The organism is Streptomyces marokkonensis (assembly GCF_039539045.1).
Classification (GTDB): domain Bacteria; phylum Actinomycetota; class Actinomycetes; order Streptomycetales; family Streptomycetaceae; genus Streptomyces; species Streptomyces marokkonensis.
Genome location: NZ_BAABCQ010000054.1, coordinates 1 through 11405, shown reverse-complemented (window position 1 = coordinate 11405; position 11405 = coordinate 1). Strand labels below are relative to the sequence as shown.

Genomic DNA, 11405 nt, shown 5'->3' with positions numbered 1-11405 from the left:
TCGGAAATGACCAGCAAGACCCCCGGCGCACCCGCCACCCACGGGGCCGTCCTCGCGGACCCCGCGCCCGAGACCGGCCGGCCGATCGTCGAACTGCGCGGCGCGGGCAAGGCCTACGGCAACATCCGCGCCCTGCACGGCGTCGACCTCGCCGTCCAGCCCGGCAGGGTGACCTGCGTGCTCGGCGACAACGGCGCCGGCAAGTCCACCCTCATCAAGATCATCTCGGGGCTGCACCAGCACACCGAGGGCGAGTTCCTCGTCGACGGGGAGGCCGTGCGCTTCGCCACCCCCCGCGATGCCCTCGCCCGGGGCATCGCCACCGTGTACCAGGACCTCGCCACGATCCCGTTGATGCCGGTGTGGCGCAACTTCTTCCTCGGCTCCGAGATGACCAAGGGCCCCTGGCCCGTCCGCCGCCTCGACATCGCCCGCATGAAGCGGACCGCCGACGAGGAACTGCGCAACATGGGCATCGTCCTGGACGACCTCGAACAGCCCATCGGCACCCTCTCCGGCGGCCAGCGCCAGTGTGTCGCGATCGCCCGCGCCGTCTACTTCGGCGCCCGCGTCCTCATCCTCGACGAGCCCACCGCAGCCCTCGGCGTCAAGCAGTCCGGCGTGGTCCTCAAGTACATCGCCGCGGCCCGCGAACGCGGCCTGGGCGTCATCTTCATCACCCACAACCCCCACCACGCCTACCTGGTCGGCGACCACTTCAGCGTGCTGCGCCTGGGCACCCTCGAACTCAGCGCCGCCCGCGCTGACATCACCCTCGAGGAACTCACCAACCACATGGCGGGCGGCGCCGAGCTAGCCGCCCTCAAGCACGAACTGGCGCGGGTCGGCGGGGTCGACGTGGAGGCGCTCCCGGAGACGGAGACGGAGACGGAGACGGAGACGGTGCCCGGGCCGGAGCCGGAGACGGTGCCCGGGCCGGAGCCGGAGACGGTGCCCGGGCCGGAGCCGGCTCCAGAGGTCCCCGCGCCCGGCACCACCACGCCGCGCACCACCACGCAGGACACGGCCGCGCCCGACGTGGCCGCGACGGACACCTCCGTGTCCGACACTGCTGCTTCCGGCACCGTCGAAGGGAAGGCCTGACATGCCCTCTGCCCTGGACCGTATCCGCGTCGGCTCGGCCCCCGACTCATGGGGCGTCTGGTTTCCCGACGACCCCCGGCAGGTGCCCTGGGGTCGTTTCCTGGACGAGGTCGCCGAGGCCGGGTACGAGTGGATCGAACTGGGCCCCTACGGTTACCTCCCCACCGACCCGGCCCGGCTCACGGACGAGGTGACGCGGCGCGGCCTCAAGGTCTCCGCCGGCACCATCTTCTGCGGCCTGCACCGAGGTCCGTCCGCATGGGACGCCACCTGGGAGCAGGTCGGCCGGGTCGCCGCCCTCACCCGGGCCATGGACGCGGAGCACCTCGTCGTCATCCCGTCCTTCTGGCGCGACGACAAGACCGCCGAGATCCTGGAGCCGCCGGAGCTGACCGGCGAGCAGTGGACCCACCTGACCCGGGGCATGGAACGCCTCGGCCACGAGGTGAGGGAGACGTACGGCCTCGACATCGTCGTCCACCCGCACGCCGACACCCACATCGACACCGACGAGCACGTCGAGCGCTTCCTCGACTCCACCGACTCCGACCTGGTCGGCCTCTGCCTGGACACCGGCCACTACGCCTACTGCGGCGGCGACAGCGTCAAGCTGATCGAGACGTACGGTGAGCGCATCGGCTACCTGCACCTCAAGCAGGTCGACCCGGACATCCTCGCCGACGTGCGGGCGGGCGGGGTGCCGTTCGGGCCGGCCGTGCAGCGCGGGGTGATGTGCGAGCCGCCCACCGGCGTGCCCGAGCTGGGACCGGTGCTCACGGCGGCCCAGAAACTGGGCGTGGACCTCTTCGCCATCGTCGAGCAGGACATGTACCCCTGCGAGCCCGACAAGCCCCTGCCCATCGCCGCCCGCACCCGCAGGTTCCTGCGTTCCTGCGGCGCCTGAGGCCGACCGCGCCGGTGGGACGGGTCCCGCCGGCGCGCGCCGCTCGGCGGGCCGTTGTCAGTGGTGCGCGCTAGCGTGCACAGCACTGGCACTTCGTCCCATCACGGGAGGCAGTCATGACCTCACGTCTCAATCCCTACCTCAACTTCGACGGCGACGCCCGGCAGGCGATGGAGTTCTACGAGCAGGTGTTCGGCGGCACCCTTGCGCTCAACACCTACGGCGCGTCCGGCGACTCCGACAGCCCTCACGCCGACAAGGTCATGCACGGCATGCTGGAGACACCTGGCGGCTTCACCCTGATGGGCGCCGACACGCCGCCCGGGATGACGCACAGCCCGGGGAACACCTTCTCGGTGAGCCTCAGCGGCGACGACGAGGCCGAGCTGCGCGGCTACTGGGAGAAGCTGTCCGACGGCGGCTCCGTCGCCGTGCCGCTGGAGAAGCAGATGTGGGGCGACGTCTTCGGCATGTGCACGGACCGGTTCGGCGTCACCTGGATGGTGGACATCAGCGAGCCGGCGAGCTGACCACGCGGCCCGCGCGTCCGCCGGCCCGCGCGTCCGCCGGCCCGCACGCCCGGCTCATCCGCGCCGTACCTCCGCGAGCGTCACAGGCCGGTGCTCGTGCAGGGACAGCGTGCACGCCTCGGCGGTCCAGCCCGCCTCCAGCGCGTCCTCGATCGTGCAGGGGGAGGGACGGGTGCCGGCGACGACCTCGGTGAACGCGGTGAGTTCGGCGCGATAGGCGGCGGCGAAGCGGTCCATGAAGAAGTCGTGCGGAGTGCCGGCCGGGAAGGTCACGCCGGGCTCCACCGAGCGCAGCGGCAGCTTGTCCCCCAGGCCGACGGCGATGGAGTCGGCGAAACCGTGGATCTCCATGCGGACGTCGTAACCACGCGCGTTGTGACGGCTGTTGGAGACCACCGCGATCGTGCCGTCGTCCAGGGTGAGGACAGCGCCGGTGGTGTCGGCGTCGCCCGCGTCCTTGATGAAGTCGGCGCCGCGGTTGCCGCCGACGGCGTACACCTCGGTCACCTCGCGGCCGGTCACCCAGCGGATGATGTCGAAGTCGTGCACCGAACAGTCGCGGAAGATGCCCCCGGAAGCGGCGATGTACGCGGCCGGCGGCGGCGCCGGGTCAAGGGTGGTCGACCGCACGGTGTGCAGCGTGCCCAGCTCGCCCCCCTGCACGGCCGCGCGCGCGGCGACGAAGCCGGCGTCGAAGCGGCGGTTGTAGCCGATCTGGACCGGCACGTCATGGCCCGCGACCGCCTTGAGCACCTCGACGCCCTCCGCCATGGTGCGCGCGACCGGCTTCTCGCAGAAGACGGGGATCCCGGCCTCCACGGCGGCCAGGACCAGGCCAGGGTGGGCGTCGGTCGCCGCCGCGACGACCACCCCGTCCACCCCGGCGGCCAGCACCGCCTCGGGCGAGTCCGCCACCTCGGCGCCGAACCGCTCGGCAGCGGCCCTCGCGGCGTCCGCGAACGGGTCGGCGACGACGAGCGAGTCGACGGCGCCGAGACCGGAGAGGCTCTCGGCATGGAAGGCGCCGATGCGGCCGAGGCCGAGGATTCCGATACGCATGGTTCTCTTCGCTCCTTGTGCGTGGTTGCCGCGGCCGGTGACGGGGTGCCGGTGATGACCGGTGCCAGGAGGTCGGGGCCGGTGACGGGGGGGGGGCGGAGACGGGGAGGCCGCGCTGGACGCGCCGCAGGCGCGCCGACCGGTGTGGGCGATGGTTCCGGTGGTGCTCCGCCGGATGCTCCGCCGATGGTCCGCCCTCACCCCTCGGGTCGGACCTCGACCCACGCGCCGCGGTCGGCCGACCGCGCCATCGAGTCCAGTACGGCCGCGCTGTACACCGCGTCCGGCAGAGTGGCGCCGTGCGGGGTGTCCTCCGCGATCGAGCGCAGGAAGCGGTGGGCCTCCACCACCTTGAGGTCGTCGTAGCCCATGGCGTTCGCGGCGCCCGGCTGGAAGGCGGCGAACTCGCCGTGCCCCGGGCCGACGTGGACGGTGCTGACCGGCTGGTCCTGGTACGCCGTGCCGCGGCTGACGCCCAGTTCGTTCATGCGGCGGAAGTCCCAGAAGACCGCGCCCTTCGTGCCGTGCACCTCGAAGCCGTAGTTGTTCTGTTCACCGACCGACACCCGGCAGGCCTCCAGGACTCCGCGGGCGCCGGAAGTGAAGCGCAGCAGGCAGTTGACGTAGTCCTCGTTCTCGACCTGACCGGGCTCGCCGCCCGCTGCTCGGGAGTGACCGGCCCCGGTGGGCCCGGCGGCCGGGCGGGCCCGCTCAGGCAGGAAGACCGCCGTGTCGGCGGTCAGCGACGCGATGTCGCCGAGCAGGAAGCGGGCCAGGTCGGCGCCGTGCGAGGCCAGGTCGCCGAGCACCCCGCTGCCGCCGCGCTCCCGCTCGTAGCGCCAGGTCAGAGCGGACTCGGGATGGGCGGCGTAGTCGCTGAGGAGACGGATACGGACATGCGTGACGGTGCCGATCCCGCCTCCCGTGATCAACTCGCGGGCAGCCTCGACGGCGGGGGCGTTGCGGTAGTTGAAGCCGACCGCGCCCTGGACACCGGCCTTGGCGACCGCGTCCGCCACCGCCCGGGCGTCCTCGGCGCTCAGGCCGACCGGCTTCTCGATCCAGATGTGTTTGCCGGCCTCGGCCATCGCGACGGCGATCTCGCGGTGCAGGAAGTTGGGGGCGGTGATGCTGACCGCCCCCACGCGCGGGTCGGCGGCCACGTCGCGCCAGTTCCGGGTCGTCGATGCGAACCCGAACTGAGCGGCGGCCTCCTCGGCCCGCCCCGGCACCTCCTCGGCGACCGTCACGAGCTCCGGGCGCAGAGGGAGTTGCGGGTAGTGGTGCCGGACACGGGCGTACGCCTGGGTGTGCACCCGGCCCATCCAGCCGAAACCGACGACGGCGACACCCAGTGCATCCACCATGAAAGCCCCTCTTCGGACCGGTCCCTGCTCTGTCCCGCCCACCCTGGGCGGAGCATCGGCATCATGTCAACCTTTTGACAGGACAAAGTCCCGGCGAGGCCGAGACGTCCCGCCCCCCGGGTCACCGTCCCCGGCGCGACAGCCACGCCGCGGTCACGGCGCCGGAGATGTTGTGCCAGACGGAGAAGATCGCGGCCGGCAGGGCCGCCAACGGGCTGAAGTGGGCGGTGGCCAGGGCGGCCGCGAGACCGGAGTTCTGCATGCCGACCTCGAAGGCCATGGCACGGCTGGCCGGTTCGCCGAGCCGGCCGAGGCGCCCGGCGCCGTAACCGAGGGCCAGTCCGAGGCCGTTGTGCAGCACCACGGCGACGAACACCAGCCCCGCGGCCGACTTGATGGCGTCGGCGCTGCCCGCCACCACCACTGCCACGATCACTGAGATCGTCAGCGCGGACAGCCAGGGCAGCGCCGGCAGTGCCCGCTCCACGTACCGCCCCGCCACCAGCCGTACGGCCAGGCCCGCGACGACCGGAAGCAGCACCGTCTTGAGGATGTCCGTGACCATGGACCCGGCGTCCACCGGCAGGTACTCGCCGGCCAGCAGCAGCGTCAGCGGCGGAGTGACCAGCGGGGCGACGAGCGTCGAGACGGTGGCGACGGAGACCGACAGGGCCACGTCACCCCGGGCCAGGTATGTCACCACGTTGGAGGCCGTGCCGCTGGGGGCGCAGCCGACGAGGATCACACCGGCGGCGAGTTGCGGGGGCAGGTCGAGCAGGTGGGCGACGGCCCAGCCGAGCCCCGGCATGATCACGTAGTGGGCGACCAGGCCGAGGACCACTGCCCAGGGACGCTTGGCGACCCCCCGGAAGTCCTCCGGGGTCATGGTGATGCCCATGCAGAACATCACGACACCGAGCAGATACGGCACCGACTCGCTCCACCCGGTGAAACTTCCGGGGAGCAGCAGGCCGACGGCGCCGGCCAGGAGGACGAGGACGGGGAAGACGGTCACGGCGCGCCGCGCGGAGCGGTCACCGGTGGCGTCGTCGCTGCCGTTGCCGAGTCGTTCGGGTTGCTCGGGTTGCTCGGGACGTTCGGGACGTTCGATTCGCACCGTGCGAGGAAACGCCTGGTGCGCGGGGCGACGCAGAGCCGTCTCGCGATGTGATCGTCGGGAGGTCCGGCGCTGTGCGGCACGCTTCCTGCACGTCGCAGGAGGCGGCTGGACGGGACGGCCGGCGACTCCGCCCCACTCCGCGGATGAGGTAAGCTCGACCTGCGCGATCACACGAGACGCACGAGCAGACGTGGGACACGCACCGGGACGTGGCGCAGCTTGGTAGCGCACTTGACTGGGGGTCAAGGGGTCGCAGGTTCAAATCCTGTCGTCCCGACTGGAGACAGTCGCGGATCAGGGCCGGTTTTGGAGAAATCCGAAACCGGCCCTTGATTGTTACTGGGGATCAGTTGAGGACCAGCGCCCTCGACCCGGGTCGGTGGGTCATGACGATCGGACTCGGCAGGGAGCCACGGGTGCCCGCGCCGCGCCGAGATGCGCGGGGAGTGCTTCGGGAACGGGTCCTCGACGCCAACCGGGGCCGTTCCCCCGCTGCCCACGGCCGAGAGGAGCGAAGCCCTGGAAGGTCACCTCGCGGCGGGTCTTGAAACCGACGCGCTCGTAGAGGGCGATCGCGCCGCCGTTCGCCTCGGCCACGTGCAGGAAGGGGCGTTCAGCGCGCGCCGAGGGGTACCGCTGGGATCCCTCCGTACGCCGTGCTCTGCGGCGGCTGCTGGCGGACGAGGCCTTCGCGGGATTCCGGGAGGACTGCCACGACGGACGGCCTCCACGCCACCACCAGCGGCACGTTCACGAAGATCCTGTACGGGATGGCAGGGGGGGGGAAGCCGGGGGGAGGCAAGGGCCGCAGGTTCGCTTCCCGCCGTCCCGACTCGACTGGCCCGCGGTGAAGGGCCGGTTCCGGAGACGTCCGGAGCCGGCCCTCGGTCACGCGGCGTGGGACGAGCGTGCCCGCCACGACTCCTCGGTCGCGCTCGCCCCGTCGCGGCTACTGCTCGCAGCTCCCGGCGAACGTCGCGCGGGTCACCACGTCCGTGGCGGCGGCCGAGGTGTCGAGCCACGCGATGCGCTGCCCGTCACCGAGGGAGGGCGCCAGCTGGGCGCCGGACGAGCAGGACACCCTGCTGAAGGCGTTCTGGCCGGCGAGGACGTCCGCGGTCGTGGCCACCTGCACCTTGCCGGGACCGGTCCAGGAGCCGAGCGAGCCCCAGAGGTCGTACGTGGAGTACGCGAAGTAGTCGTCGGTCACCGAGAACTGGGCCAGATAGAGGCTCGACGGGTGCTCGAGCCGGTCCATCAGCGTCAGGTCGGAGACCGGCGCGGACCCGATGCTGGTGGTCGGGAAGAACAGTCCGCCGCTGATCCGGTAGAAGACGTGGTCGGAGGTGAGCTGGATGTCCGAGATGCTGTTCAGCAGCCAGCCCGGGACGCGCTTGTTCTGGGTCGTCCCCGTGGCGATGTCGTACACGTGCAGATAGCTCGCGTCGGCCCCGCCGGCCCAGGCGACCGTTCCGTCGTGCAGGGCGAGGCGTGCGGCCCGGGTGCCGGCCTCCGGGGTGAGGTTCACCGTCCGGCCCTTCGCCGTGCGCAGTATGACGTCTTGTTCGCCGTCCGCGGTGGTGCGGATGTAGGCGAGCTTGCCGTCCTCGGTAACCGGCTCGGTCTCGTCGGCGTCCGGGTCGTCGACCAGCTTCTTGATCGCGCCCTGGCCCTTGGCGCCGGTCCGGTACAGGCCGATGCCGTCGGCGGTGATGCGGGTGAAGACCATCCGGTCGTCGTCGAGGGACGGGTCCAGGAGGTAGGCGTCGTCCTCGGCCACCTCGCGCTGCGACGCGCCGTGCTGCTTGCTGAACCGCCCGACGGTGATGCCGAAGGCGGCGGATCCGCGGTCCCAGGCGATCGCGTCGCCGTGGCTGATGGCGTACACGTCACCGTTGATCTGCGCGGCCTGCTCGTCGACGCCGCTGTAGACCTCGTAGGCCGGCAGTACGTCACGGCCGATGGTGGTGCCGTCGTGCGTGCTCCCCTTGTACTCCCAGCCCTTCACGATGCCGTGGACACCGAACGCCTTGCCGACGGCGGCCAGTTCCGCCTCGGAGACCTTCAGTGACCTGGCGGCCAGCGTCGCGGCGTTGCGCATGTCCGTGAATCCGGACAGGGGAGTGAGGTAGTTCTGCGCGGCCCGGTAGACGATCCGGTCCGCGAGCTGGGGGTCGATGCTCTTGCGCAGGTCCCACAGGGCTCCGCCGACGATGGTCGAGTTGTAGTGCACACCGCCGTTGTCGATGTCGAGCGTGATCGGTTCGTAGTCGCGCTGGGCGTTGCGGCGGTCGTTGAGATCCCGCAGCGCGCACTCCTCCAGCGGTTTGGTGCCGTTGCACAGGTACTCGCCGACCAGACCGGACTTCGGGTCGTCCATGGAGACGCCCTTGTCCTCGACTTCCATCGCGTTGCCGAAGTAGTCGGATATCGCCTCGTTGAGGGCACCCGGCTGGTTCAGGTAGACCAGGCCCGCGCTGTGCTCGGTGACGCCGTGCGTCATCTCGTGACCCACCACGTCCAGGCCCACGGACAGGGGTACGCCGTCCATATGGCCGTAGACCATCTTGGAGCCGTCCCAGAAGGCGTTGGCGTAGTCGTTGCCCCCGTTGGAGACGTTCACCACCGAGTGGATGCTGCCGCCCTTGCCGTCGATGCCGTCGCGGCCGAGCTCGTTCTTGTAGAACTCGTAGACCTTCGCGGCGTTGAGGTGCGCGTCGACGGCACCGGAGTCGGTGTTCGCGCCGTCGAAGCGGTCGGTCGGGGAGGTCACCAGCGGCACACTGTCGGCCACCGGGCCGCCGACCAGGTCCTTGTAGTTCGCCCGCTGGGCGTCGTAGGTGCGTATCTGACCGCCGGCCGCGGCGTACATGGGGCGGCTGGAGTCGACCAGCGTGTACGTGCCCTCGGCCGGCCGGTCGGCGTTCAGCCGCACCTCGGAACCGTCGACCTGTACACCGGTGGCGGCCACGGGAGAGGCGTCCGCGGCGTGGAGGTTGTTGTACGAGAGGGCGAGCGCGCCGACACGGGCGTCGACGTACGCCTCCTGCCGTACCGGGCTGCCGTTCCTCTTCGCTCCCGTGACGGTGAAGTGCCAGGCCAGCCGGCCACCCTGCGCGTCCGGCAGTACGACGAGGCCGTTCTTCGCGGTGCGGGCGGCCTGGATGCCGGCGAGGTCGCGGTCCAGCGTGAAGAGGCGTTCGAGGGCGGTGGATTCGTCCACCTCGGGCGTGGTGGAGACCGTCAGCTCGGTGTAGAGCGTGCCGGTGGCGGAGGTGACGCGCCGACCGTCGCCGTCGCTCTCGGTCTGCACCGCGTACCGGGCCCCGAAGACCGGGACACCGTGGTGGAGCTGCTCGAAACGGACCGCCTTCTGCTTTCCGTCCCCGGTGGTGCCGACCGTCCTCAGCTCCGACACGGGCACCTTGTAGACGTCCTGATGGGCTCTCAGGTGTTCCCGCGCGGCCTGGGCCGGGGATCCGTCCCGCGGTTCGTCGTCCAGTCCCTGCGTCATCGCGGGGGCGACCGGTGCCGGCGTCGCGGCGGGCGAACCGCCGGCACCCGGCGTCTCCTCGGCCCACGCCGGCGCCGCCAGCAGCGCGGAACCGCAGGCCGCGGCCACGATGCCGATCGCGACTGCACGGTGTACAGGTCTCTTCCTCACACATGCCTCCCCATCACACAGGCAACACCGGCGCCCAGTGGTCACCGGTGCCTACGGTGTCTTGATGGTTCGTCATGTCGCGGAGCCCAACAAGGCCCGGGGAGCGGCGCAAAGGCGCCTTGGCGCAAAGGCGCCACGCCGACGGCAGGGCGACACCCCGTGAACAGCGGTCCGACGGCCCCGGCAGGCTCAGTCCAGCCAGTCGGCTCTGCCCGCATGCCAGCCGAGCTGGAAACGGGTCGTCGCCCCCGCCCGCCGCATCAGCGCACCCAGTCTGCGCTGCACGGTGCGGTGCCCCATGCCCAGTTGGCGGGCGATGGCCGCGTCGGTCAGGCCGACGTGCAGCAGCGACAGTATCCGGCGGTCGATCGCGTCGATCGCGTCGACTGCCTCGACCGGATCGACCGGATCGACCGTCTCCCGCGGTGCGGCCCGGGCACGGCGTTTCGTACCCTCCTCCGTCGCGCCGTCGAAGGCGCGCAGGAGCCTCCCTCGCTCGAAGCACTGCTCGAACAGCGCCACCAGAGCGGTCAGCAGACCGCTGCCGTGCACCACCAGCGCCACCGGCTCGGCCTCGTCGTGCTCGGGGTCCAGCGGAAGGAGCGCCACGTGACGGTCGGCCATGACCATCTTGACGGGAACCTCCTCCACCACCGAGATCCGCTGTCCCTGGGCGACGAGACGGTCGAGCGACGCCGCGGCCTCGGGCCGCTCCAGCCACCCCCGTTCCACCACCGAACGCTGGAGCACACCACGCCGCATGGACTCGAGCTCCACCGCGTCGAGGTTGTCCTCGAAGCTGATGGCAGTCGGAATCCGCATGGCCGGCACCAGCGCGCACACCTCGCTGCGGGCCCGCTCCTGCATGGTGATCAGCCGACGGCGTATCGCCGCGGCCCCGGACAGTACCTCCACCGGCGCGCCGGAGATGCGGGCCTGCGCGGTGCGGTGCCGTTCGACGAGGTCGGTGACCTGGAACTCCGCCTGGTGCAGGGCGGTTCGGCGTGCCTCCAGCAGCGGCCCGAGTGCCAGCAGCGGCGAGGCCGCCTGGTAGCGGGGCGCGGCCTCGGGCTCCGCCCGCCGTACGTTGGCGAAGCCCCGTTCCACGAGCGTGTCCAGGGCGCGCCGTACCTCCTGCGGACCCAGCACTCCGGTGAGATCGGCCGGTTCGCTGCGGGGCCGGTCGACCAGCAGCCGGTAGACGACCTCCTCGTGTGCCCCGAGCCCGAGCAGCGTGAGCAGCGACGCCTCACCGGGGCGCTCCGCGAAGCCGTCCTCCTCGGCGGTACGGAGATCACCCGTGCGGGGCTGCGGCTCCCTCTCGGGCACGGACGTCGGCAACGTGGGTCCTCACTGTTCGGGCAGGCCTCCACGGTGCGTCGTGCGAACCACTGGAGGCGGGGGCACCGGGTCCCAGAGTACGCAGCCCACACGCGCCGACGTCTGGGCGCTCACCGAACGAGCGCCCGTGCCCGTACCCGTACCCGTACCCGTGGGTATGCCGATACCCACCCCATGCCGTGTCCGCCGCCCCCCCCCGCACGGCGGACACGGCATGGCAGGAAACGTCACCCTCCCCCGAAGGCGACGTTTCCCTCCCGTCCCCCCCCCCCCCCCCCCCCCCCCCCCCCCCCCCCCCCCCCCCCCCCCCCCCCCC

Annotated in this window: 8 protein-coding genes, 1 tRNA gene and 1 pseudogene; 4 read left to right on the top strand and 6 right to left on the bottom strand. The window is 71.6% G+C overall.

Annotated features, from left to right (window positions below; all coding sequences use genetic code 11):
* Nucleotides 1–6: 6 nt before the first annotated feature.
* The 3 genes from ABEA26_RS15745 (at nt 7) to ABEA26_RS15735 (ending at nt 2538) form a co-directional block, all read left to right on the top strand.
* Nucleotides 7–1104, top strand: coding sequence for an ATP-binding cassette domain-containing protein (locus ABEA26_RS15745; protein ID WP_345592898.1), 1098 nt, complete (start codon nt 7–9; stop codon nt 1102–1104).
* Between the two features lies 1 nt (nt 1105).
* Nucleotides 1106–2008, top strand: a complete 903-nt coding sequence (locus tag ABEA26_RS15740) for a sugar phosphate isomerase/epimerase family protein (RefSeq protein WP_345592896.1) — start codon at nt 1106–1108, stop codon at nt 2006–2008.
* A gap of 116 nt (nt 2009–2124) precedes the next feature.
* The gene (locus ABEA26_RS15735; RefSeq protein ID WP_345592895.1) at nt 2125–2538 is read left to right on the top strand and encodes a VOC family protein; all 414 of its coding nucleotides are present in this window, start codon (nt 2125–2127) and stop codon (nt 2536–2538) included.
* 54 nt (nt 2539–2592) lie between these two features.
* On the opposite strand, the gene ABEA26_RS15730 is transcribed toward ABEA26_RS15735, so the two are convergent.
* The 3 genes from ABEA26_RS15730 to ABEA26_RS15720 form a co-directional block, all read right to left on the bottom strand.
* Complete coding sequence (locus ABEA26_RS15730) at nt 2593–3597, bottom strand: Gfo/Idh/MocA family protein (protein WP_345592894.1); 1005 nt, start codon at nt 3595–3597, stop codon at nt 2593–2595.
* 197 nt (nt 3598–3794) lie between these two features.
* Nucleotides 3795–4964 (bottom strand): Gfo/Idh/MocA family protein, encoded by a 1170-nt coding sequence (locus ABEA26_RS15725; RefSeq protein WP_345592892.1) that lies wholly within the window; start codon nt 4962–4964, stop codon nt 3795–3797.
* A 121-nt stretch (nt 4965–5085) separates the two neighbouring features.
* The gene (locus ABEA26_RS15720) at nt 5086–6075 is read right to left on the bottom strand and encodes a bile acid:sodium symporter family protein (protein WP_425587845.1); all 990 of its coding nucleotides are present in this window, start codon (nt 6073–6075) and stop codon (nt 5086–5088) included.
* A gap of 212 nt (nt 6076–6287) precedes the next feature.
* Between ABEA26_RS15720 and ABEA26_RS15715 the strand changes: the two genes are divergently transcribed.
* Nucleotides 6288–6361: transfer RNA gene (locus ABEA26_RS15715), tRNA-Pro, on the top strand.
* Nucleotides 6362–6597: 236 nt separating this feature from the next.
* Here ABEA26_RS15715 and ABEA26_RS15710 read toward each other — a convergent pair.
* From ABEA26_RS15710 to ABEA26_RS15700, 3 genes and pseudogenes are all read right to left on the bottom strand, one after another.
* Nucleotides 6598–6708: pseudogene (locus ABEA26_RS15710) on the bottom strand (GNAT family N-acetyltransferase); the annotation flags it as partial.
* 325 nt (nt 6709–7033) lie between these two features.
* Nucleotides 7034–9748, bottom strand: a complete 2715-nt coding sequence (locus ABEA26_RS15705) for a M4 family metallopeptidase (protein ID WP_345592890.1) — start codon at nt 9746–9748, stop codon at nt 7034–7036.
* A gap of 189 nt (nt 9749–9937) precedes the next feature.
* The gene (locus tag ABEA26_RS15700; RefSeq protein WP_345592889.1) at nt 9938–11089 is read right to left on the bottom strand and encodes a helix-turn-helix transcriptional regulator; all 1152 of its coding nucleotides are present in this window, start codon (nt 11087–11089) and stop codon (nt 9938–9940) included.
* Between the last annotated feature and the right edge of the window lie 316 nt (nt 11090–11405).